Annotated in this window: 20 protein-coding genes and 1 pseudogene; 15 read left to right on the top strand and 6 right to left on the bottom strand. The window is 61.0% G+C overall.

Annotated elements, in window-relative coordinates; all coding sequences use genetic code 11:
* Positions 1 to 144: 144 nt before the first annotated feature.
* Both J1D76_RS03910 and cysS read left to right on the top strand, forming a co-directional pair.
* Complete coding sequence (locus tag J1D76_RS03910) at positions 145 to 1,842, top strand: glutamine--tRNA ligase/YqeY domain fusion protein (protein WP_421137125.1); 1,698 nt, start codon at positions 145 to 147, stop codon at positions 1,840 to 1,842.
* 15 nt (positions 1,843 to 1,857) lie between these two features.
* On the top strand, positions 1,858 to 3,240 hold the full coding sequence (cysS, locus tag J1D76_RS03905; protein ID WP_421137124.1) for a cysteine--tRNA ligase: 1,383 nt from the start codon (positions 1,858 to 1,860) through the stop codon (positions 3,238 to 3,240).
* 61 nt (positions 3,241 to 3,301) lie between these two features.
* On the opposite strand, the gene J1D76_RS03900 is transcribed toward cysS, so the two are convergent.
* Together J1D76_RS03900 and J1D76_RS03895 are read right to left on the bottom strand one after the other, a co-directional pair.
* Entirely contained in the window at positions 3,302 to 4,174 is an 873-nt protein-coding gene (locus J1D76_RS03900) for an undecaprenyl-diphosphate phosphatase (protein WP_421137123.1), read from the bottom strand.
* A gap of 322 nt (positions 4,175 to 4,496) precedes the next feature.
* Positions 4,497 to 6,344 (bottom strand): sigma-54-dependent Fis family transcriptional regulator, encoded by a 1,848-nt coding sequence (locus J1D76_RS03895; protein ID WP_421137122.1) that lies wholly within the window; start codon positions 6,342 to 6,344, stop codon positions 4,497 to 4,499.
* A gap of 403 nt (positions 6,345 to 6,747) precedes the next feature.
* Between J1D76_RS03895 and J1D76_RS03890 the strand changes: the two genes are divergently transcribed.
* The 10 genes from J1D76_RS03890 to dmpG all read left to right on the top strand — a co-directional run bounded on the left by J1D76_RS03890 (position 6,748) and on the right by dmpG (position 16,531).
* Positions 6,748 to 7,842 (top strand): ABC transporter ATP-binding protein, encoded by a 1,095-nt coding sequence (locus J1D76_RS03890; protein ID WP_421137121.1) that lies wholly within the window; start codon positions 6,748 to 6,750, stop codon positions 7,840 to 7,842.
* The gene (locus J1D76_RS03885) at positions 7,842 to 8,957 is read left to right on the top strand and encodes an ABC transporter ATP-binding protein (protein ID WP_421137120.1); all 1,116 of its coding nucleotides are present in this window, start codon (positions 7,842 to 7,844) and stop codon (positions 8,955 to 8,957) included. The genes J1D76_RS03890 and J1D76_RS03885 overlap by 1 nt, the downstream gene beginning before the upstream one ends.
* Complete coding sequence (locus tag J1D76_RS03880; protein ID WP_421137119.1) at positions 8,954 to 9,820, top strand: carbohydrate ABC transporter permease; 867 nt, start codon at positions 8,954 to 8,956, stop codon at positions 9,818 to 9,820. Before J1D76_RS03885 ends, J1D76_RS03880 begins: the two co-directional genes overlap by 4 nt.
* Positions 9,821 to 9,828: 8 nt before the next feature.
* Positions 9,829 to 10,629 carry a carbohydrate ABC transporter permease gene (locus J1D76_RS03875; protein WP_421137118.1) on the top strand — a complete coding sequence of 267 codons (801 nt, stop codon included), beginning with the start codon at positions 9,829 to 9,831 and terminating at the stop codon, positions 10,627 to 10,629.
* 10 nt (positions 10,630 to 10,639) lie between these two features.
* On the top strand, positions 10,640 to 10,912 hold the full coding sequence (locus tag J1D76_RS03870; protein WP_421137117.1) for a DUF2160 domain-containing protein: 273 nt from the start codon (positions 10,640 to 10,642) through the stop codon (positions 10,910 to 10,912).
* A gap of 47 nt (positions 10,913 to 10,959) precedes the next feature.
* Positions 10,960 to 12,702 (top strand): extracellular solute-binding protein, encoded by a 1,743-nt coding sequence (locus J1D76_RS03865; RefSeq protein ID WP_421137116.1) that lies wholly within the window; start codon positions 10,960 to 10,962, stop codon positions 12,700 to 12,702.
* A gap of 223 nt (positions 12,703 to 12,925) precedes the next feature.
* Positions 12,926 to 13,768 (top strand): alpha/beta fold hydrolase, encoded by an 843-nt coding sequence (locus J1D76_RS03860; RefSeq protein WP_421137115.1) that lies wholly within the window; start codon positions 12,926 to 12,928, stop codon positions 13,766 to 13,768.
* Positions 13,765 to 14,556, top strand: a complete 792-nt coding sequence (locus J1D76_RS03855; protein WP_421137114.1) for a fumarylacetoacetate hydrolase family protein — start codon at positions 13,765 to 13,767, stop codon at positions 14,554 to 14,556. The genes J1D76_RS03860 and J1D76_RS03855 overlap by 4 nt, the downstream gene beginning before the upstream one ends.
* Positions 14,557 to 14,574: 18 nt before the next feature.
* Positions 14,575 to 15,483 carry an acetaldehyde dehydrogenase (acetylating) gene (locus tag J1D76_RS03850; protein ID WP_421137113.1) on the top strand — a complete coding sequence of 303 codons (909 nt, stop codon included), beginning with the start codon at positions 14,575 to 14,577 and terminating at the stop codon, positions 15,481 to 15,483.
* 13 nt (positions 15,484 to 15,496) lie between these two features.
* Positions 15,497 to 16,531, top strand: a complete 1,035-nt coding sequence (dmpG, locus tag J1D76_RS03845) for a 4-hydroxy-2-oxovalerate aldolase (RefSeq protein WP_421137112.1) — start codon at positions 15,497 to 15,499, stop codon at positions 16,529 to 16,531.
* A gap of 761 nt (positions 16,532 to 17,292) precedes the next feature.
* Here the strand turns inward: dmpG and nudE are convergent.
* From nudE to J1D76_RS03830, 3 genes are all read right to left on the bottom strand, one after another.
* Positions 17,293 to 17,841 carry an ADP compounds hydrolase NudE gene (gene nudE, locus J1D76_RS03840; protein ID WP_421137111.1) on the bottom strand — a complete coding sequence of 183 codons (549 nt, stop codon included), beginning with the start codon at positions 17,839 to 17,841 and terminating at the stop codon, positions 17,293 to 17,295.
* 87 nt (positions 17,842 to 17,928) lie between these two features.
* Positions 17,929 to 19,059, bottom strand: coding sequence for a helix-turn-helix transcriptional regulator (locus J1D76_RS03835; protein WP_421137110.1), 1,131 nt, complete (start codon positions 19,057 to 19,059; stop codon positions 17,929 to 17,931).
* 136 nt (positions 19,060 to 19,195) lie between these two features.
* A complete protein-coding gene (locus tag J1D76_RS03830; protein WP_421137109.1) occupies positions 19,196 to 20,239 on the bottom strand; it encodes a Rieske 2Fe-2S domain-containing protein in 1,044 nt (347 codons plus the stop codon).
* 146 nt (positions 20,240 to 20,385) lie between these two features.
* Here J1D76_RS03830 and J1D76_RS03825 point away from each other — a divergent pair, with 146 nt between their 5' ends.
* From J1D76_RS03825 to ribB, 3 genes are read left to right on the top strand one after another with little or no spacing between them, the layout of a single operon-like run.
* The gene (locus tag J1D76_RS03825) at positions 20,386 to 21,225 is read left to right on the top strand and encodes an SDR family NAD(P)-dependent oxidoreductase (protein ID WP_421137108.1); all 840 of its coding nucleotides are present in this window, start codon (positions 20,386 to 20,388) and stop codon (positions 21,223 to 21,225) included.
* Positions 21,212 to 22,138: an alpha/beta hydrolase gene (locus J1D76_RS03820; RefSeq protein WP_421137107.1), complete on the top strand. Its 927-nt coding sequence runs from the start codon at positions 21,212 to 21,214 to the stop codon at positions 22,136 to 22,138. The genes J1D76_RS03825 and J1D76_RS03820 overlap by 14 nt, the downstream gene beginning before the upstream one ends.
* Complete coding sequence (ribB, locus tag J1D76_RS03815; RefSeq protein ID WP_421137106.1) at positions 22,135 to 23,244, top strand: 3,4-dihydroxy-2-butanone-4-phosphate synthase; 1,110 nt, start codon at positions 22,135 to 22,137, stop codon at positions 23,242 to 23,244. Before J1D76_RS03820 ends, ribB begins: the two co-directional genes overlap by 4 nt.
* A gap of 40 nt (positions 23,245 to 23,284) precedes the next feature.
* On the opposite strand, the pseudogene J1D76_RS03810 reads toward ribB, so the two are convergent.
* A pseudogene (locus J1D76_RS03810) lies at positions 23,285 to 23,465 on the bottom strand (IS110 family transposase); the annotation flags it as partial.

Below are 23,465 nucleotides of genomic sequence, written 5' to 3'. Positions count from 1 at the left end.
GAGGCTGTTTTTTCATTTACAGCCTATTAAATATGACCGTTTACAAGGTGCGCTCTGTCAGGTACTTGACGGCATCGGCTATGATAGCGGCTTTGTTTTGTCCGGCCTTCACTACGGCCACGCACTTGTACGTTCAAGGATCCTATGAGCAAGCCCACTGTCGACCCTACCTCGAATGCCAAGACCGGCCCTGCCGTGCCGGTCAACTTCCTGCGGCCGATCATCCAGGCAGACCTGGACTCGGGCAAGCACACGCAAATCGTCACCCGTTTCCCGCCTGAACCCAACGGCTACCTGCACATCGGCCACGCCAAGTCGATCTGCGTGAACTTCGGCCTGGCCCAGGAGTTCGGCGGCGTCACGCACCTGCGTTTCGACGACACCAACCCGGCCAAGGAAGACCAGGAATACATCGACGCGATCGAAAGCGACGTCAAATGGCTGGGCTTCGAGTGGTCCGGCGAAGTGCGCTACGCCTCGCAGTATTTCGACCAGTTGCACGATTGGGCCGTCGAGTTGATCAAGTCCGGCAAGGCCTACGTCGACGACCTGAGCCCGGAGCAAGCCAAGGAATACCGTGGCAGCCTGACCGAGCCTGGCAAGAACAGCCCGTTCCGTGATCGCAGCGTAGAAGAAAACCTCGACTGGTTCGCCCGCATGCGTGCCGGCGAGTTCCCGGACGGCGCACGTGTGCTGCGGGCCAAGATCGACATGGCATCGCCGAACATGAACCTGCGCGACCCGATCATGTATCGCATCCGTCACGCGCATCACCACCAGACCGGCGACAAGTGGTGCATCTACCCGAACTATGACTTCACCCACGGTCAGTCGGACGCCATCGAAGGCATCACCCACTCGATCTGCACCCTGGAGTTCGAAAGCCACCGTCCGCTGTACGAGTGGTTCCTGGAGAACCTGCCGGTGCCGGCCAACCCGCGCCAGTACGAGTTCAGCCGCCTGAACCTGAACTACACCATCACCAGCAAGCGCAAGCTCAAGCAATTGGTCGATGAAAAGCACGTCAATGGCTGGGACGACCCGCGCATGTCCACGCTGTCGGGCTTCCGCCGCCGTGGCTACACGCCGAAATCGATCCGCAACTTCTGCGAAATGATCGGCACCAACCGTTCCGACGGCGTGGTCGACTTCGGCATGCTCGAGTTCAGCATCCGTGACGACCTCGACCACAGCGCCCCGCGTGCCATGTGCGTGCTGCGTCCACTCAAAGTGGTGATCACCAACTACCCGCAAGGCCAGGTCGAGAACCTCGAGCTGCCGCGCCACCCGAAAGAAGACATGGGCGTGCGCGCACTGCCGTTCGCCCGTGAGATCTACATCGACCGTGACGACTTCATGGAAGAGCCGCCGAAGGGCTACAAGCGCCTGGAGCCAACCGGTGAAGTGCGTCTGCGTGGCAGCTACGTGATCCGTGCCGACGAAGCGATCAAGGACGCCGATGGCAACATCGTCGAATTGCGTTGCTCGTACGACCCGGACACCCTGGGCAAGAACCCGGAAGGGCGCAAGGTCAAGGGCGTGATCCACTGGGTGCCGGCCGCGGCCAGCGTCGAGTGCGAAGTGCGCCTGTACGATCGCCTGTTCCGTTCGGCCAACCCTGAGAAGGCCGAAGACAGCGCCAGTTTCCTGGACAACATCAACCCTGACTCACTGCAAGTGCTGACCGGTTGTCGTGCTGAGCCATCGCTTGGCAATGCACAGCCGGAAGACCGTTTCCAGTTCGAGCGCGAAGGCTACTTCGTCGCGGATTTGAAGGACTCGAAACCAGGTCAGCCGGTATTCAACCGTACCGTGACCTTGCGTGATTCGTGGGGCCAGTGATTCAAGGAACCTAAAGTGCTTTCTATCTACAACACGCTCACCAAGAGCAAAGAAGTCTTCAAGCCGCTCGATGGCAACAATGTGCGCATGTATGTCTGCGGGATGACCGTGTACGACTACTGCCACATTGGCCACGGCCGCAGCATGGTCGCATTCGACCTGGTGACCCGCTGGCTGCGATTCAGCGGTTATAACCTGACGTATGTGCGCAACATCACCGACATCGAAGACAAGATCATCAATCGTGCCCGCGAGAACGGCGAGCCGTTCGACGCGCTGACCGAACGCATGATCACCGCGATGCACGAGGACGAGGCGCGTCTCAATATCCTCAAGCCGGACATGGAACCGCGTGCCACGGACCACATCCCGGGCATGTTGAGCATGATCCAGACCCTGATCGACAAGGGCTACGCCTACGCCCCAGGCAATGGCGACGTGTACTACCGCGTCGCCAGGTTCATGGGCTACGGCAAGTTGTCGCGCAAGAAAATCGAAGACCTGCGTATCGGCGCCCGCATCGAAGTCGACGAGTCCAAGCAGGACCCGCTCGACTTCGTGCTCTGGAAAGCCACCAAGCCGGGCGAGCCGAGCTGGGAGTCGCCATGGGGCGCCGGGCGTCCGGGCTGGCACATCGAGTGCTCGGTGATGTCCACCTGCTGCCTGGGCGAGACTTTCGACATTCATGGCGGCGGCAGCGACCTTGAGTTCCCGCACCACGAAAACGAAATCGCCCAGAGCGAAGCGGCCACCGGCAAGACCTACGCCAATGCGTGGATGCATTGCGGCATGATCCGCATCAATGGCGAGAAGATGTCCAAGTCCTTGAACAACTTCTTCACCATTCGCGACGTGCTCGACAAGTACCACCCGGAAGTCGTGCGTTACCTACTGGTGTCGAGCCACTACCGCAGCGCCATCAACTATTCGGAAGACAACCTCAAGGACGCCAAGGGCGCGCTGGAGCGTTTCTACCACGCGTTGAAAGGCCTGCCGACTGTCGCACCAGCGGGCGGCGAAGCGTTCGTCGAGCGTTTCACCCAGGTGATGAACGACGACTTCGGTACGCCGGAAGCCTGCGCGGTGTTGTTCGAGATGGTCCGCGAGATCAACCGTCTGCGCGAGAGCGATCTTGATGCAGCGGCCGGTCTGGCCGCCCGTTTGAAAGATCTGGCCAGCGTGCTCGGTGTGTTGCAGCTCGAAGCCGATGACTTCCTGCAGGCCGGCGCCGAAGGGCGTGTGGATGCAGCCGAAGTCGAGGCGTTGATTACCGCGCGCCTTGCGGCACGTGCCGGCAAGGACTGGGCTGAATCCGACCGCATCCGCGACCAGCTCACCGCCATGGGCGTGGTGCTGGAAGACGGCAAGGGTGGCACGACCTGGCGTCTGGCTGACTGATGGCTTGATCCTTGAAAAAACAAAACCCGCCAAGTGCGGGTTTTGTTTTTTGCGGTTCAGATCAGCTCAAGAGGCCAGTGCTGACCGCCACGATCAGGAAAATCCCGAGCACGGCGCGGTAAATGACAAAGGGCCAGGTGGAGAACTTCTCCAGGAATCGCATCAGGCCCCAGATGGCGAAGAACGCCGAAATGCTGGCGACCACCAGGCCGAACAACAGATGTGCCCAGGCGTCTGCCGGGATTTGCGCATGGAACAACACCCATAGCTCTTTCAAACCGGCCAGTGCGATCGCCGGCAAGCCCAGCAGGAAGGAGAAGCGCGCGGCTTCTTCGCGTTTGAAGTTGAGGAACAGCGCGGCGGTCAGTGTGGAACCGGAGCGGGAGACGCCAGGAATCAGCGCGCCGATTTGCGCAATGCCGACGATCAACGCATCGCGCAGACGCATTTCGCCCACCGTGCGTTGATGGCGGCAACTGAGCTCGGCAGCGGCGAGCAGAACAGCCATCACCACGCAGGAAATCCCGATCACCATCAAACCGCGCAACGGCGAGTTGCAGGCGTTGAGGGTCGACGACAAAGCCAGCCCGGCAATCCCGATGGGGATGGTCGCCAGAATGATGGCCACCGCCAGTTTGAACCATTGATTGTTGTAGTCGCCCTGACGCACCGCGCCCACACTGCCGGTGACCACCTGTCTCACATCGCGCCAGAAATAGCTGACCACCGCTGCCAGTGCTGCCAGTTGCATGGCGGCCGAAAACGCCGAGCCGGGATCTGGCCAGCCAAGCAGGGCGGGCACGATTCGCATGTGGGCAGTGGAAGAAACGGGCAGTAACTCGGTGATGCCTTGGATGATGCCCAGGATACCGATTTGCAGGTAATCCAGAGAGGCAAAGCCGATATCAAGGCCGGTAGAACAGATGTTTGTCAAAGCACTTATCCTGTGAGAATAAGAGGAGAGGGAAGTGTGGGGTGCACAAGGAACAGGTCGAAATGCTGAAACATTTCGTCACGATTTGCCTGTCCGGTCAATGACTTCGTCTGACAGACGGAGTCTAGGGGGCGGTTGCTGAACGGTGGATGAACCAACTCGCTTGAGAGGTAAACGTCGGATTTGGGTTTTGGAGTGATTGGGCTGACGCTTTCGCTGGCAAGCCAGCTCCTACAGTGTCCGTGCCGTGCACAAGACCTGTGGATGCCGCTAAAACGGTAGGCGCTGGCTTGCCAGCGAAGGGGCCTGTGAGGCCAACCCGTCACTCGGCCTGGCGCAAACGCTTGTAAAGGGTGTTACGACTGACACCCAACCTGCGGGCCAGGTAAGAAATATTGCCCCCCACTGCCTGCAACTGCCGGTTCAATTCCTCGGCATCATTCACATCCACTGCCAACGTCTGCGGCGTCTCCGCCGGCTCCATCTCCAGGTCGACAAAAAAATCATCCGGCAAATGCTCTGGCCGCACCGGTTGTTCCTCGGCCATGGCCAGTGCGACCTGCATCACGCTGCTGACCTGGCGCAGGTTGCCCGGCCACGGATGGCGATCGAACAGTTCCAGTACTTCGCGGCTGAGGCCCGCCCACTGGCTCGGCTCGCGGTGCTGTTCCCACAGCCGCTTGAACAGGGCTTCTTTATCACTGCGTTCCCTGAGCGGCGGCAACTCCAGGGTCAAACCGCCGATGCGGTAATACAGGTCCTCACGAAACCGCCCCAGTTGAACCTGTTCGCGCAACGAGCGATTGGTCGCGGAAATGATGCGCAGGTCTACCGCAAACAGCTCGCTGCTGCCCACCGGCTGAACGCATCGCTCCTGCAGCACCCGCAACAACCGCGCCTGGGTCGGCAGGGGCATGTCACCGATTTCGTCGAGAAACAGCGTGCCTTTGTCTGCCTTGCGTATCAGGCCGATGCTGCCTTTCTGGTTGGCGCCGGTGAACGCGCCTTTCTCATAGCCAAACAATTCGGACTCCACCAATTCGGCGGGGATCGCCGCGCAGTTGACGGCGATGAACGCTTGTTTGCTGCGCGAGCTGGCCTGATGCAGCGCTTTGACGAACACTTCCTTGCCGACCCCGGTTTCGCCGTGGATCAACAATGGAATGTCTTTTTCCAGCAAACGCTCGGCCTGGCGCACGGCTTTTTCCACGCGCGGGTCTCCGAAATGCAGGCTGTTGAGGCTGATGGTGGCCGTCGGGGTCAAGGCGGGTTCGGCGCTCTTGGGTTCCGAAAACAACCGCGCCTTGATCGGTGCCTGTTTCGGCCGTTTCAACAGGCAATGGAAACGGTTGCGCCCGCAGGTTTGCAGGGCGAAGGGCAGGCCTTCGGGCTGGTTGAGCAATTCCAGCAGCGAAACCTTGAACAGGCTCTCGACACTCACCCGCGACAGGCTGATGCCCAGCAAATTATCGGCGCGTCGATTGGCCGAAAGTACCTGGCCGGTCTCATCGAAAATCAACAACCCGGCCCATTGGCTGTCGAGGTTGTTCAGCCCGGTGTTGAACGTGAGCTGGAAATGCTGACCATGGAACAGGTTGAGGATCAGCCGGTTCTCCACGGTCTGGCTCATCATTTTGACCATGCCCAGGGTGTGGGAGGGCGGCAGGTAACTGTCACTGGAGACGTCCAGCACCGCGATCACCTTGCGCTCGGCATCGAAAATCGGCGCGGCGGAACCGGTCATGAAACGGTTGGCCTTGAGGAAATGTTCATCGTGTTCGATGTGCACCGCTTGCTCGCAGGCCAGGGCGGTACCGATGGCATTGGTGCCGCTGCAGCGCTCCATCCAGCTGGCGCCGGCGCTGAAACCCCGAGCCAGTTTCGGTTCGATGAAACGCTGCGTGCCCCAGGAGGTGAGCACCTGGCCCTGATGGTCGGCCAGCATGATCAGGCAATTGGAATTGCTCAGGATGTTCTCGTAGTAGGGCAGCACTTCCTGATGGGTGGTTTTTACCAGTGAATGCTGGCTCTCCAGCAGTTGCGCGATGCCTGCGGCCGGCAGTTGATCGAAGGCCGGCGAGCTCTGATGACTGAGGCCGAACGCGCGGCAACGCGACCAGGAGTCCTGGATGATGGCGTCGTGGGACAACGGCGATGCGGGTGCGGCCATGGCAGTCAGTCTCTGAACATTCTTTTGTTGTTTTTATGGGTAGTTCTGCAGCGCGGCGAACTCCATGTGGGAGCGGGCTTGCTCGCGAAGGCGGTGTTTCAGTCACATCAATGCTGAATGACACACCGCCTTCGCGAGCAAGCCCGCTCCCACAGGTTTTGCGTCCATTTCGATATTCCCGCAATGGCAAAAAAGCATCCGTAGAGTGTTGTTCACTATTGTTCACTGTCAATGGATGAACTGTTCAATTGTTCATTTCCGATTGTTCATTTGTGTTCAGCAACGAACGTCGCTTCGTGGTGGTTTTCTGGGATTTCCAGATAAATCAATGGCTTGAGGTTTTTGGCACGGATGTCGCTTTAACGCTTCGGTCGCTTGACTCCAATAATAAAAAGGCCGAGCCATGTCACTCACCCTGGAGCACGTCAGCCGCACCGTCGAGGGCCAGACCTGGATCGACGATGCCAACCTGAGTTTTGAACCCGGATCCTTCAATGTTTTGCTGGGCCGTACCTTGTCCGGCAAGACCAGCCTGATGCGCCTGATGGCCGGTCTGGACAAGCCCGACAGTGGCCGCATCCTGATGAACGGCGTCGATGTCACCCAGCGCCCGGTGCGCTTGCGCAACGTGTCGATGGTCTATCAGCAGTTCATCAATTACCCGACCATGACCGTGTTCGACAACATCGCCTCGCCACTGCGCCAGGCCGGCGTATCCAACGAGGTGATCCAGGGCAAGGTGCTGGAAACGGCGAAGATGCTGCGCATCGAGAAGTTCTTGAAGCGCTATCCGCTGGAGCTGTCCGGCGGCCAGCAACAACGCACGGCCATGGCCCGGGCGCTGGTCAAGGATGCCGAACTGATCCTGTTCGACGAGCCGCTGGTCAACCTCGACTACAAGTTGCGCGAAGAACTGCGCCAGGAAATGCGCGAGCTGTTCAAGGCGCGCCACACCATCGCGATCTACGCCACCACCGAGCCCAACGAGGCGCTGGCCCTGGGCGGCACCACCACCATTCTTCACGAGGGCCGGGTGATCCAGAGCGGTCAGTCGTCCTCGGTTTATCACCAGCCGCAAACGGTGCTGGCCGCGGAGCTGTTCTCCGAGCCACCGATCAACCTGATGCCGGGGCGCATTGCCGGCAACGAAGTGAGTTTTGCCAACTTCGTGCACTTTGCGCTGAACGTCGACCTGCGCCCGGTGGGCGAGGGAGAGTTCCGTTTCGGCGTACGGCCCAGCCATATCTCGCTGGTGCCGAGCAACGACGATGACCTCGAACTGGCGGTGACTGTCGAGGTCGCGGAAATCAGCGGCTCGGAAACCTTCCTGCACGTGCGCAACGAGCATTTCCTGCTGGTGCTGCACTTGCCGGGTGTCCACGAATACGACGTCGATGCGCCGATTCGCATCTACATACCGACCCATAAACTGTTTGTGTTCGATACGCAGGGACGGCTGGTCCAGGCGCCGGGCCGGCGCGTCGCGAGGGTTGCCTGATGGCTGAAATCCGTTTGCAAAACCTCGCCCACAGCTACACCAAGACGCCGGCAGGACCGGAGGACTACGCGATCCGTGAGATGGACCATATCTGGGAACAGGGCGGCGCGTATGCGTTGCTCGGGCCATCGGGCTGTGGCAAATCGACCTTGCTCAACATCATTTCCGGGTTGCTCAGCCCGTCACAGGGCCATGTGCTGTTCGACGGCAAAGCGGTCAACGACCTGACCCCGGAAAAGCGCAACATCGCCCAGGTTTTCCAGTTTCCGGTGGTCTACGACACCATGACGGTGTTCGATAACCTGGCGTTCCCGTTGCGCAATCAGGGCATGGCCGAGGCCAGGGTGCACAGTAAGGTGCAGGAAATCGCCGAGGTCCTCGACCTGCAAAACCTGCTGGGCAAAAAGGCCCGCAACCTCACCGCCGATGAAAAACAGAAAGTTTCCATGGGACGCGGGCTGGTACGCGATGACGTGTCGGCGATCCTGTTTGACGAGCCGCTGACGGTGATCGACCCGCACCTGAAGTGGAAACTGCGACGCAAGCTCAAGCAGATCCACGAGCAGTTCAACATCACTATGGTCTACGTCACCCACGATCAACTGGAGGCCTCGACCTTCGCCGACAAGATCGCGGTGATGTACGGCGGGCAGATCGTGCAGTTCGGCTCCCCGCGGGAATTGTTCGAGCGCCCGAGCCACACCTTTGTCGGCTACTTCATCGGCAGCCCGGGGATGAACCTGATCGAGGTAAAGCCACAACCGGGCGGTGCCGGGTTCGCCTCGACCCACCTGCCGCTGTCCGAGGCCATGCAGCAGCGTATCGCTGAATCCGAATGGCACACCCTGAAAGTCGGCATTCGCCCGGAGTTCATCCATGTGTGGGACGAAGCCTTTGATGACGCAATGCGGGCCCAGGTCGTACACGTCGAAGACCTGGGCACCTACAAGATCATGACCCTCAACCTCGACGGCGCCACCCTGAAAGTACGCCTGGCCGAAGACAAACCGGTGCCGCAAGGCACGGCCTACATCAGTTTCCCGTCGCAGTGGCTGATGGTCTACGCCGATGAATTCCTGCTCGAAGCCAATGCCAGCCATGAGGTGCAGCCATGAACAAGGTGCAGAACAACAAGGCCTGGTGGCTGGTGCTCCCGGTGTTCCTGCTGGTGGCGTTCAGTGCGGTGATCCCGATGATGACCGTGGTCAACTATTCGGTGCAGGACATCTTCGACCAGTCCAGCCGCTATTTCGTCGGTGCCGATTGGTACAAGCAAGTGCTGCTTGACCCGCGTTTGCATGATTCGTTACTGCGCCAGTTCATCTATTCGGCCTGTGTGCTGCTGATCGAAATTCCCCTGGGCATTGCGATTGCGCTGACCATGCCGACCAAGGGTCGCTGGTCGTCGGTGGTGTTGATCGTGTTGGCGATTCCGCTACTGATTCCGTGGAACGTGGTCGGCACCATCTGGCAGATCTTCGGCCGTGCCGACATCGGCCTGCTCGGTTCGAGCCTCAATGCCATAGGCATCAGCTACAACTATGCGGCCAACACCATGGACGCCTGGGTCACCGTGTTGGTGATGGACGTCTGGCACTGGACCTCGCTGGTGGCGCTGCTGTGCTTTTCCGGGTTGCGGGCGATTCCGGACGTGTATTACCAGGCGGCGCGGATCGACCGGGCCTCGGCCTGGGCGGTGTTCAGGCATATCCAGTTGCCCAAGCTCAAGAGTGTGCTGTTGATCGCGGTGATGCTGCGTTTCATGGACAGCTTCATGATCTACACCGAACCCTTCGTACTGACCGGTGGCGGTCCGGGCAATGCCACGACCTTCCTCAGTCAGACCCTGACCCAGATGGCCGTAGGGCAATTCGACCTGGGGCCGGCGGCGGCATTCTCGCTGGTGTACTTCCTGATCATCCTGTTGGTGTCGTGGCTGTTCTACACCGCCATGACTCACTCCGACGCCAACCGCTGAGGCCCGCCATGAGCAAGAGAAAGCTGTTTCCACTGCTGCTCTACATCCTGTTCCTGCTGGTGCCGATCTACTGGCTGCTGAACATGTCCTTCAAGAGCAACACCGAAATCCTCGGCGGCCTGACGTTGTTCCCGCAGGACTTCACCTTCCACAACTACAAGGTGATCTTCACCGACCCTAGCTGGTACACCGGTTACCTCAACTCGCTGTACTACGTGAGCCTGAACACGGTGATTTCCCTGAGCGTGGCGCTGCCAGCGGCCTATGCGTTCTCGCGTTATCGCTTCCTCGGCGACAAGCACCTGTTCTTCTGGCTGCTGACCAACCGCATGGCGCCGCCGGCGGTGTTCCTGCTGCCGTTTTTCCAACTGTATTCGTCGATCGGCCTGTTCGATACGCACATCGCCGTGGCCCTCGCGCACTGCCTGTTCAACGTGCCGCTGGCAGTGTGGATTCTCGAAGGCTTCATGTCCGGCGTGCCCAAGGAAATCGACGAAACCGCCTACATCGACGGCTACAGCTTTCCCAAGTTCTTTGTGAAGATTTTCGTCCCGCTGATCGGCTCGGGTATCGGTGTGACGGCGTTTTTCTGCTTCATGTTTTCCTGGGTCGAACTGCTGCTGGCGCGAACCTTGACCTCGGTGAACGCCAAGCCGATTGCGGCGGTGATGACCCGCACGGTCTCGGCGTCCGGCATCGATTGGGGCGTGCTCGCGGCGGCTGGGGTGTTGACCATCCTGCCGGGCATGCTGGTGATCTGGTTTGTTCGCAACCACGTGGCCAAGGGCTTTGCCCTGGGCCGGGTATGAGGAACTGATGATGGAATGGATGAGCTGGACGGTCCCAACGGCCGCGTTCTTCGCCGTGATTGGCTTGATCCTGGTGGGCATGACCACCTGGGAACTGCGTTCGCCGAGCGTACTGCGGCGAGGTTTTCTACCGATTGCCACCACCCGTGGCGATCGCTTGTTCATCGGTCTTCTCGGCAGCGCCTACCTGCATTTGCTGGTAATCGGCGTCACCGACTGGAGCATCTGGGTCGCCTTCGCGTTGTCCCTGGTGTGGCTGTTGGCTGTGATGCGTTGGGGCTAGTCGAATCGCTCGGCACTGTTGCTCCGAAAACTAAACGGGAGGTTTCTATGTTCGACAAAAACAATAAGCTGCGACATAGCATTTCATTGGCCGCCATGCTGGCACTCAGCGGTTTGAGCGTGTCTGCCTGGGCCGATGCCTACGAGGATGCCGCGAAAAAATGGATCGGCAGCGAGTTCAAGCCGTCCACCCTGACGGCCGATCAGCAGCTTGCGGAATTGAAGTGGTTCATCAAGGCCGCCGAGCCGTTTCGCGGGATGGACATCAAGGTGGTCTCGGAAACCCTGACCACGCACGAATATGAGTCCAAGGTACTGGCCAAGGCCTTCACCGAAATCACCGGGATCAAGGTCACCCACGACTTGCTGCAAGAGGGCGACGTGGTGGAGAAACTGCAGACGGTGATGCAGTCGGACAAGAGCATCTATGACGGCTGGGTCAACGATTCGGACCTGATCGGTACACACTTTCGCTATGGCAAGACCGAAGCGATCACCGACCTGATGGCCAACGAAGGCAAGGACTACACCTCGCCGACCCTGGACATCAAGGACTTCATCGGCATTTCCTTCACCACCGCGCCGGACGGCAAGATCTACCAGTTGCCCGACCAGCAGTTCGCCAACCTCTATTGGTTCCGCGCCGACTGGTTCGAGCGGCCGGAGCTGAAGGCCAAGTTCAAGGAAAAGTACGGTTACGACCTGGGCGTGCCGGTGAACTGGTCGGCCTATGAAGACATCGCCAAGTTCTTCAGCGAAGACGTCAAGGAAATCGACGGCAAACGTGTTTACGGTCACATGGACTACGGCAAGAAAGACCCGTCCCTGGGCTGGCGCTTCACCGATGCCTGGTTTTCCATGGCCGGCGGCGGCGACAAGGGCCTGCCCAATGGCTTGCCGGTGGACGAGTGGGGGATTCGTGTCGAGGATTGCCATCCGGTCGGTTCCAGCGTGACCCGCGGCGGCGACACCAACGGGCCGGCGGCGGTGTTCGCCACGCAGAAGTACGTCGACTGGCTCAAGGCCTATGCGCCACCGGAAGCGGCAGGCATGACCTTCTCCGAATCCGGCCCGGTGCCGTCCCAGGGCAACATCGCTCAGCAGATCTTCTGGTACACCGCGTTCACCGCCGACATGACCAAGCCGGGGCTGCCGGTGGTGAATGCCGATGGCACGCCGAAATGGCGGATGGCGCCATCGCCGCGTGGGCCGTACTGGGAGGAGGGCATGAAGCTGGGTTATCAGGACGTGGGGTCCTGGACCTTCATGAAGTCCACGCCTGAGAAGCAAAAACTCGCGGCCTGGCTGTACGCGCAGTTCGTGACCTCGAAAACCGTGTCGCTGAAGAAAACCATCGTTGGCCTGACACCCATCCGCGAGTCGGACATCAACTCGCAAGCCATGACCGACCTGGCGCCGAAACTTGGTGGCCTGGTGGAGTTCTACCGCAGCCCGGCCCGTGTGCAATGGACCCCGACCGGGACCAACGTGCCGGATTATCCGCGTCTGGCGCAACTGTGGTGGAGTCACATCGCCGAAGCCGCCAGCGGCGACAAGACCCCGCAACAAGCATTGGACGGCCTGGCCAAGGATCAGGATGCAATCATGAGCCGCCTGGAACGCTCGAAAGCACAAGCCACCTGCGCCCCGAAAATGAACCCGGAACGCGATGCGCAATATTGGTTCGACCAACCGGGCGCACCGAAGCCGAAACTGGCTAACGAGAAGCCGAAGGGCGAAACCGTGAGCTACAACGAGCTGCTGAAATCGTGGGCGGATGCACGTAAGTAATCGCTGGCCTGTCAACGCAAACGGCACCGAAAGGTGCCGTTTTTGTTTGTGCCAGTGCCGCCGTTTTCGCCGGCTAGCCGGCTCCCACAGTTTTCATTTGCGTTCACAAAACTGGTGTGCAGGCTCGCACACAGGAGATGTCGGGTGTAGTCCTGTCGGACGATGTTGCGCACCCGGGCCCTCGGAATAATCCCGGTACAACAACAGGCCGGGAGGACACCTAATGGGCGCTTCAGCGCAAGGGCACTTCGTTACGCTGCCGGACGGTTTGCAGCTGCACTACAAAGACATCGCCGGGCAAGACACTGGCAACGGCGAGCCGGTGATTTTCATCCATGGCAGCGGGCCGGGCGCCAGCGGGCACAGCAACTTCAAGCAGAACTACCCGGTGTTCGCCGACGCCGGTTATCGGGTGATCGTCCCGGACCTGCCGGGTTATGGCGCTTCGGACAAACCCGATACCCTCTACACCCTGGACTTCTTCGTCGCGGCCCTGAGCGGACTGCTCGATGCGCTGGATATCCAGCGTTGTGTGCTGGTCGGCAATTCGCTGGGCGGCGCGATCGCCATCAAACTGGCCCTCGACCAACCGCAGCGCGTCCGTCGCCTGGTGCTGATGGCCCCCGGTGGCCTGATGGAAAAGGAACAGTATTACCTGCAAATGGAAGGCATCCAGAAAATGGGCGCGGCCTTCGCCAAGGGTGAGCTGAACGACGCGGCGGGCATGCGTCGCTTGTTGGCCCTGCAACTGTTCGATGAAAGCCTGATCAGTGACGAAACGGTCAACGAGCGCGTGGCCGTGGTGCAACAGCAACCGGTGTGCGTGCTGTCGACCATGCAGGTGCCGAACATGACCGCGCGGTTGGCCGAGCTGCAATGCCCGATCCTCGGTTTCTGGGGCATGAACGACAAGTTCTGCCCGTCCTCCGGCGCCCAGACCATGCTGGAGAACTGCAGCAAAATCCGCTTCGTGATGCTCAGCGAGTGCGGGCATTGGGTGCAGGTCGAGCACCGTGACTTTTTCAACCGCCAGTGCCTGGCGTTTCTTCAGGAGGCCCGCGGATGAGCGTGCAATTGCGCCGCGAGTTCGGCGAAGAGCTTTATCAGGCGCTGCTCAGCGGCTCCACTTTGGCGCCGTTGACCGAGCGTTGGCCGTCGATCAGCATCGAAGACGCCTACCACATCTCGCTGTACGCCATTGAGCGTCGGGTGGCGGCCGGGGACCGGATCGTCGGCAAGAAAATCGGCGTGACCTCGGCGGCCGTGCAGCAGATGCTCAACGTGCATCAGCCGGATTTTGGCTTCATCACCCGGCAGATGTCGTTCGATCACGATGCGCAGATTTCCCTGTCGGCCAACAAACTGATCCAGCCCCGTGCCGAGGGCGAGATCGCCTTCAGGCTCAAGCGTGACCTGGTCGGCCCCGGCATCACCGAAGCTGACGTACTGGACGCTACCGAATACGTGATGCCGTGCTTCGAGATCGTTGACTCGCGGATTCACGACTGGCGCATCCGCATTCAGGACACGGTCGCGGACAACGCCTCTTGCGGGGTGTTCGTGCTGGGCGACAGCCAGGTCGACCCGCGTGAGCTGGATTTGCCGAATCTGCGCATGCGCGTGTTCAAGAACGGCGAGCCTTTGAGCGAAGGCCTCGGCTCGGCGGTGCAGGGCAACCCGCTGACCGCCGTGGCCTGGCTGGCCAACACTCTTGGCGCGTTCGGCATTCCGTTCAAGGCCGGAGAGATCATTCTCTCGGGCTCTCTGGTGCCACTGGAACCGGCCCGTGCCGGCGACCGTTTTGAATTGACCATTGATGGCCTGGGCAGCGCCCGGGTGTCTTTCTGCGCCTGACTTTTGGAGTTTGACCGAATGAGCAAAAAACTCAGAGCGGCCATTATCGGCCCCGGCAACATCGGCACCGACTTGCTGATGAAAATGTGCCGGTCGGAGTGGATCGAGCCGGTGTGGATGGTCGGTGTCGATCCTGAATCCGAAGGCCTCAAGCGTGCCCGGGAAATGGGCATCAAAACCACCGCCGGCGGCGTCGATGGCCTGCTACCGCACGTGCTCGACGATGATATTCGCATCGCCTTCGACGCCACCTCGGCCTATGTGCATGCGCAAAACAGCCGCAAGCTCAACGCGCTGGGTGTGATCATGATTGACCTCACGCCGGCGGCTATCGGCCCGTATTGCGTGCCGCCGGTCAACCTCAAGGAGCACGCGTCCAGCTTGGCGATGAACGTCAACATGGTCACCTGCGGTGGCCAGGCGACCATCCCGATGGTCGCGGCCGTGTCCCGGGTGCAGCCGGTGAGCTATGGCGAAATCGTTGCCACGGTGTCCTCCGGTTCAGTGGGGCCGGGCACGCGGCAGAACATCGACGAATTCACCCGCACCACCGCCGGTGCCGTGGAGAAGATCGGCGGCGCCCGCCGTGGCAAGGCGATCATCGTGATCAACCCGGCCGAGCCGCCGCTGATGATGCGCGACACCATCCACTGCCTGACCGATGACGAGCCGAACCAGGATGCGATCCGCACCTCGGTACTGGAAATGGTCCGCGAAGTGCAGCGCTATGTCCCCGGCTACAAGCTGATCAACGGACCGGTGTTCGACGGGCGCAAGGTCTCTCTCTTCATCGAGGTCGAAGGCCTCGGCGATTTCCTGCCCAAGTCCGCCGGTAACCTCGACATCATGACCGCCGCCGGTTTGCGCACCGCCGAGATGTTCGCCGAAGAAGCCCACAAGGGCGCCCTGCAACTGCCTGTCCGTTGAGTGGAGAATCCCGATGAATTTGCAAGGTAAAAGCGTCCGCCTGCACGACATGAGCCTGCGCGACGGCATGCACGCCAAACAGCACCAAATCAGTATCGAACAAATGGTTTCGGTGGCCACCGGCCTCGATGCCGCGGGTGTGCCGTTGATCGAAATCACCCACGGCGATGGCCTGGGCGGTGCTTCGCTGAACTACGGCTTCCCGGCGCACAGCGATGAGCAGTACTTCGCTGCGGTGGTCCCGCAGATGAAACAGGCCAAGGTTTCGGCGCTGTTGCTCCCGGGTATCGGCACGCTGGATCACCTGAGAATGGCTCACGAACATGGTGTGTCGACCATTCGCGTCGCCACTCACTGCACCGAGGCGGACGTGTCCGGCCAGCACATCGGCATGTCGGCGAAGATGGGCCTGGACACCGTCGGTTTCCTGATGATGGCGCACATGGTCAGCCCGGAGAAATTGCTCGAGCAGGCGCGCTTGATGGAAAGCTACGGCGCCAACTGCATCTACTGCACCGACTCGGCCGGCTACATGCTGCCTGATGAAGTAATGCAAAAAATCGGCGCCCTGCGCGCGGGGCTGAATGCGGGGACCGAAGTGGGTTTCCACGGCCACCACAACATGGGCATGGCCATCGCCAACTCCCTGGCCGCCATCGAGGCCGGTGCTGCACGCATCGACGGTTCGGTTGCAGGCCTCGGCGCGGGGGCAGGCAACACGCCGCTGGAAGTGTTCGTCGCGGTGCTGGAACGCATGGGCGTGAACAGTGGCGTCGACCTGTACAAAATCATGGACGTCGCCGAAGACCTCGTGGTGCCGATGATGGACCAGCCGATCCGCCTCGACCGCGATGCGCTGACCTTGGGTTATGCCGGGGTCTACAGCTCGTTCCTGCTGTTCGCCAAGCGTGCGGAGCAGAAGTACGGCATTGCCGCGCGTGAGTTGTTGGTGGAGCTGGGTCGTCGCGGAACCGTGGGCGGTCAGGAGGACATGATTGAAGACCTGGCATTGACCTTGTCCCGGGCTCGCGGGGTCTTGCCGACCTGATTGTTGCAGGCACACAAAAACCACCGGATTCGGTGGTTTTTTTGTGGCGTTTGCAAAGCGTGCTCAAGGCAGCAGATTGCGCACCACAGGCGGGTAACAGTTGACGGCCGTGCTCGAACAGCTGAAATACGCGGTGGTCGGTCGATAAGCTTCATCCTTGAACAATTGACACAGGCTGGTGGAAGCCCCCGCACAGAGGATGATGAACAGAGCACAAGTCGTTTTGCGCATGATGGGTCTCGACACGGTTTTATTGTTGTAGAGACAGGTTATGGCGGCGCCGCAAGAGTCGCTTCGTCCGAATGGACTAGCCGCTGAACCGCAGGCACCCTTGTAGGAGCTGGCTTGCCAGCGAAGGCGGCCTGTCAGTCACCATCGATGTTGGATATGCCGGCCTCTTCGCTGGCAAGCCAGCTCCTACAGGGTTATCGGGTGTACTCGACATCGGCGAACCACCAGAAACCTGTAGGAGCTGGCTTGCCAGCGAAGGCGGTGTGTCAGGCGACGGGGGTGTTGAATGTGCCGGCCTCTTCGCTGGCAAGCCAGCTCCTACAGAATTATCGGGTGTACTCGACATCGGCGAACCACCAGAAACCTGTAGGAGCTGGCTTGCCAGCGAAGGCGGTGTGTCAGGCGACGGGGATGTTGAATGTGCCGGCCTCTTCGCTGGCAAGCCAGCGCCTACAGAATTATCGGGCGTACTCGAGATCGGCGAACCACCGGGAAAACTGGCTTGCCAGCGATGGCGTTGTTGATGGATATCAGGTGCGGCGGGCGAGGGCACCCATGGCCATGAACAGGGCGGCAATCGCCCGGGCCTCGTTGAGGTCGCCGCCGGCCACCAGTTCGGGGATTTGCGCCAATGGGACGCGCAGGCATTCCAGGGGCTCGGGTTCGTCGCCTTGCAGTTGGCAGGGGCTCAGGTGTTCGGCGAGTACCACCCGGTAGCGATGGCACAGGTGCCCGGGTGCCAGGGTCAGTTCGCCCAGTTCGGTCAGGCGTTCGGCGCGCAGGCCGACCTCTTCGCTCAGCTCGCGCTGCGCCGCCTGCAAATAGTCCTCATCAGGCTCGGCACCGCCCTTGGGCAATCCGAGGATGGTTTTCTCCACACCGACCGCGTACTCGCGCACCAGCAGCACATGTTCCGGATCGGGCATCGCCACCAGCATCACCGAACGATAACCGGTGCCGCGCAAGCGTTCATAAACCCGCTGCTGGCCGTTGCTGAATTGCAGGTGCAGGGCTTCGATCTGAAAGTGGCCGCTTTGCGCCAGCAGTTCAGTCTTGAGGATGGTCGGGCAGTTGCGCATGGGGCAGTCCCCTGTTTGGGATAAGCACACTGTGCGCTGTACCACGGGGGCCGCCATCGTCCGAGCGGACGAGGGCGGCAATGTGGTTTAGCCGAGCGTCGCCACGCTGCGCAGGATCAGGCGCACCAGCATGGTCTGGCGGGTCACGCCGGTCTTGGAGAAGGTCGAGCGCAAGTGTGCCCGCGAGGTGTTGCGGCTGATGCCCAGCTCTTGCGACGCTTCATCGAGGGTCAGGCCGTTGGCCAGCAACATCGCCAATTGAGTTTCCGCCGGGGTGAAGTCGAACAAGGCTCGGACGATTTCCTGCGGCGCGGTGGATTGCTGCTCCGGGTCGCTGATGAAAATCACCACGGTCGGGCACTGCTTGCCTTCGCTCCAGTCGGTCAGCGGCACCGAACGCACGATGATCCCCAAATCCGCTTTGCCGGACGGACGCTGCACGCGCAAAGCTTCAACCACCGATGGGTTGCTGCTCTTTTGCGACAGCAACGACTGCTTGACCAGTCGGCGGAATTCCTGGGTATCGCGCGCCGTACCGACCTGCAGGCCATCGTTGACCAGTTTGATGCCGTCCTTTTCCTGGATCAGCCGGTCGGCCACCTGGTTGGTCTGCAACACCTTGCCGGACTCATCGAGGATGATCGTGCCGACCGCCATCTGGTTCACCGCGCCGGCGTACAGGTTGCGCTCGGCTTCGATGCGGTTGAGCTGCATGTGGATCTTGATCGAGCGTTCCAGGTGCGCAATGAAATGCGTGAGCATGGCCTTTTCTTCGTTGCCGAAGGGCTTGTCGTCACGCCCGCGGCTGATGCGGATGCGGCACTGGGCGCCGTCGACGGTGTTGATGTCGGCGCCGAGGATGTGGAACACGTCCACCGGCTCAAGGAAATTCTTGTAGAACTCGCAATTCTGCCAGTCGTCATTGGAGACGAATTCGGCGAGGGTCACGACCTGGCGATTGGGCAGGTCGACGAACGGATCGAGGCTGAAAAAGTGTTTGTTGTACGACGCCGTCGCCTCGGTCGAGGTGCCGGTGGTGTTGACCATCAAGCCGTCCACGTGGGCGCTGGGCGGACGCAGGATGAAGGTCACGTACTTGCTGTTGAGGTGCACGTTGAGCTGATTGAGAAAAGTCGCCCAGGGAATGGTTTCCAGCGGGCCCTGATAAAGGTTGCCGATCAAATCACTGAACGTATCGAGGCTGAGGCTCTGCTGCATAAGGGAAAACCGTTTTTATTATTAGCGTTGGCGGTGGCCGAGGATAAGCGCCGGTATCGACTCCTTGCAACGCTCGGGCTCCGGGCCTGACCGGCGGCTGCCAGTCAGGCCCGGGGCGGGCGAAAAGCCGCTGGCGTCAGACCCGTTCGCTGGCGCGCACGACATACTGCTTGTGCTCGGCAACGTCCGCCGACAGCGCCTCGACGTCGGTGTAGAACTGCTCGTACCAACGACGCAGTTGATACACCGGGCCGTCGCCGTCACACAGTAGCGGGTTGTCGACGCGGGTCTTGCTGTGCCAGATCGCCACGTCCTCGTAGAAAGCTGCCTGCGCCTGCGCCACGTAGGCCTTGGCCATTTCCTGGTTCTGCTCTGCGCTCAAGCCCGGGATTTTTTTCACCAGCACGCCGTAGCGCAGGGTGAAGCTATCGAGGTCGATCGGCACGTGGCAATTGAGCAGGATCGAGTGGATCGGCTGGCCGTTCATCGCGCCTTTCATGTCAGTGATTTGATAAGCCGGGCCGAAGTAGGTGGCCTCGGTGCTCAACACGCTGTCACCGGACAAGCGCTCGCTGCGGGCACGCATGATCTGCGTGGCCAAGTGGCCTTCAAAGACGTTGATGAACTCGTCGACCGGCGCGCCGTGCACGGTGCCGAAGTGCGCCATGTCGGCGATGTTGTCGATCAGTTCGCGGCAGTGGGTGCCGATCTGCAACTCAGCCACTTCCCACGCCGCCCACTCGTCACTGAAGCAGGCGTCGATGCGCGGGATGCGTTGTTCCGGCAGCGGCGGGTTGCCTTCGGGGTCGTTCCAGACGAACAGCAGCTGGTTTTCCTCCATGATCGGCCAGCTCTTGATCCTGGCCCGTGGCGGAATGCGTTTGGCGTACGGGATGTCATCGCATACGCCATCGGCGCCCCAGCGCCAGGCATGGAACGGGCAGCGGATCGAGTTGCCTTCGACGCAACCGGTGCTCAGGTCAGCACCCATGTGCGGGCAGTAGCCGTCGAGAATATGCAGCTCACCATCTTCACCCTGGAACGCCACCAGGCGGGTGCCGAACACGTCCAGGCGATGGGCCTTGCCGTCACGGTATTGGGCGGCCAGGCCCAGGCAATGCCAACCGCGGGCGTAGCGGTCTTCCAGCAGTTTGGCTTCGATGCGGTGCAGGGTACTCATCTTATTATTCTCCCAAGGGATCACGGGGTGGGCGCACGTAACGGATTCTGCCGGCCCTGTAAAAGCGGGCATCGTCTGAATGGACGATGGCTGCGTTTGACTGGCCCGCTCTACTGGTGTCATTGGACCCATGGCAGGAGTTGGCGATGAGTAATGAACGAGGGCCGGTGGCAGTGATCACCGGGGCCGCCAGTGGCATTGGCCGTGGCCTGGCCGAACACGCGGCGACGCAGGGCATGCGCCTGGTGCTGGCCGATCGGGACGCAGCGGGGCTGCAAGACCTGTGCGACGAATTGAAGGCCAGCGGTGTGCAAGCGATTGCCTGCGTCACCGATGTCGGCGATGCGAAGCAAGTCGAGCGTTTGCGCGACCGGGCTGTCGAGCACTTTGGTGGGGTCGACCTGCTGTTTAATAACGCCGGCGTGATGCAAACCGGCTTCAGCTGGGAAGTCACCGACGCGCAGTGGCAGCGCATGTTGAACGTCAACCTCAACGGCGTGATCAACGGCATTCGCAGCTTCGTGCCGCTGTTGCTCAGCCAGGGCCGGCCGGCCCATGTGATCAACACCGCGTCCCTTGCCGGGCTGGTCACCAGCCCGTTGATGGCGCCGTACAACGTGACCAAGCAAGCGGTGGTCGCGCTCTCGGAAACGCTGCATTACGAACTGGCCATGATCGGTGCGCCGGTGTCAGTGTCGGTGCTGTGCCCGGGGCCGGTGGCCAGTGAAATCATGGCCTCGAACCAGGTGGTCGACACCGCAGGTTCAGACTTCAGCCAGTTACTCGACAGTACCATTCGCCAGGGCATGACTCCGGTGGAACTGGCGGCAAAAGTGTTTGATGCCATCGCCGAAAAACGCTTCTGGATCTTGCCCCACAAGGGCTTCAAACCGGCCCTCGAACGCCGGGTGCAAAGCATCCTGGGCGAGACCAATCCACAGTTTCAAATGGCCGACGTAGAGGACGATGCCCATGCCGCTCGATAAGCAGATCGCTGGGGTGCTCCAGCAGTTTCGCGACATTGCGGAACCTGATTACCGCCAGGTCGACGCCGTTCAATACCGGCAGTTCTCCGACAACAGGCTGCCGGCCATTCCTGGCGACCCGATGAGTGAGGTGCGTGAGTTGCGGGTCGCGGGTGCGGACGGTGAGCTGGATGCGCGACTGTATCGGCCATCGGAGCAGCACAACCTGCCGCTGCTGGTGTTTTTCCATGGCGGCGGTTTCGTCATGGGCAATCTCGATACCCACGACAATCTGTGCCGTTCGCTGGCCCGGCAGGCAGAGGCGGTGGTGGTGTCGGTGGCCTACCGATTGGCGCCTGAACACAGATTCCCGGCAGCACCGCTCGATTGCTACGCCGCCACCTGCTGGCTGGTCGAACACAGCGCCGAACTCGGTTTCGATGGCCGCCGTCTGGCCGTGGCCGGCGACAGTGCCGGAGGCAATCTGGCGCTGGCGGTCAGCCAATTGGCTGCGCAACGCAATGGGCCGAAGATCCGCTATCAGTGCCTGTTCTACCCGGTCACGGATGCGGGATGCGACAGTCAATCGTTCGAGGAGTTTGCCGAAAGCTATCTGCTGTCCGCCAAGGCGATGCGCTGGTTCTGGCAGCAATACCTGCAAGACGAAGGGCAGGCGGATGATTCGCTGGCCTCGCCATTGCGCGCCGAAAGCCTGGCAGGCTTGCCGCCGACCACGTTGTTCACCGCCGGCTTCGATCCGCTGCGGGACGAGGGCGAGGCGTTGGCCGAGTGCCTGCGCGAAGCCGGTGTGCCGGTGCGCGTGCAGCGTTACGAAGGCATGATTCACGGCTTTATCAGCATGGCGCCGTTTGTTGAGGCCGCCGCGCAAGCGCTGACAGACGCGTGCGCCGATCTGCGTGGAGCACTGCTGTGAATGCCCCGACTTTCAACACGGTGCCACAGCTGATCGAAGCCATTCGCGCCGGTCACATGGTGGTGATCACCGATGACGAACACAACGGCGAAGGCTCGCTGTTGATGGCCGCCGAACAGGCCGGGGCCGAGGCGGTCACGTTCATGGCGGTGCAGGCGCGCGGGCTGATCTGCCTGGCCTTGACCGAGCAACGCTGCCGAGCGCTGGGGCTGGACCTGATGGTGCCCAACTCCCGGGCGCAGCATGGCGTGGGTTTTACCCGCTCGATTGAAGCGGCCACCGGTGTGTCCACCGGCATCTCGGCGGCGGACCGGGCGCGGTCGATCCAGGTTGCGGTCGACCCGGCCAGCGGTCCGGCGGACCTGGTGCAACCGGGGCACATCTTCCCGGTGCAGGCCTTGCCCGGCGGCGTCATGCAGCGCGCAGGGCATGTCGAGGCGGCTTGTGATTTGACGCGGTTGGCAGGGCTGCAACCGGCGGCAACCCTGGTGGGGATTCTCAACGAGGACGGCGAACTGGCCCGGGGTGCCGAGTTGCATGAGTTTGCCCAGCAGCATGGGCTGCGGATCGGCAGCATTGCCGACCTGATTCACTACCGGATCCTGCATGAAGGCACGATCGAGCGCGGTGGCGAGTACCCGTTGCACACCCGCCATGGTGAGTTCCAGGTGACGACGTATCAGGACACCTATCAGGGATCCTTGCACCTGGCATTGGTCAAGGGGCGGATCGACAGTTCACAACCGGTGTTGGTGCGGGTGCAAAGTATCGAGACCTTGCGCGATGTGCTGGGCGGCGAGAGTGAAGGCGGGGCGCAACAATGGACCCTCGAACGTTCGCTGGCCAGCATTGCGGCTGCCGGGTGTGGCGTGCTGGTGGTGCTGGCGCAGAAGGAAACTGCCGAGGGTGTGCTCGAACAGTTGCGCCAACGCAGCGGCGGCAAACCACGTGCACCGCAGTTTCCGCAACGGACCCTGGGCATCGGCGCTCAGATCCTGCGTGACCAGAACGTGCGCAAAATGCGCCTGATGAGCTCGCCGGTGCCGTACAAGGCCGTGTCCGGTTTCGACCTGGAAGTGACCGAATTCATCCCCTTCAACCCGTAATCTGCAACACACACAGAACCTGTAGATACTCTGTTCACGGTCAAGCTTTCGCGAGATGTTTTTCGCTGAAAAGCTTGGCCGTATCAAATTCTTCTCCAGAACGCATGCACGCCCATAACCCGGTCAGGTATTTGCGCATCACCGCTCCGATGGCTTGCATTTTCTTCTTGCCGCGAGCTACCAGAGCCTCGTAAAAGGCCTTCACATTCTCATCACAGCGG

The sequence above is a fragment of the Pseudomonas sp. NFX15 genome (assembly GCF_049132105.1).
In the GTDB taxonomy this organism is placed as follows: domain Bacteria; phylum Pseudomonadota; class Gammaproteobacteria; order Pseudomonadales; family Pseudomonadaceae; genus Aquipseudomonas.
Note: the sequence above shows the minus strand (reverse complement) of the source record. Positions and strands in the feature narration are given on the sequence as shown.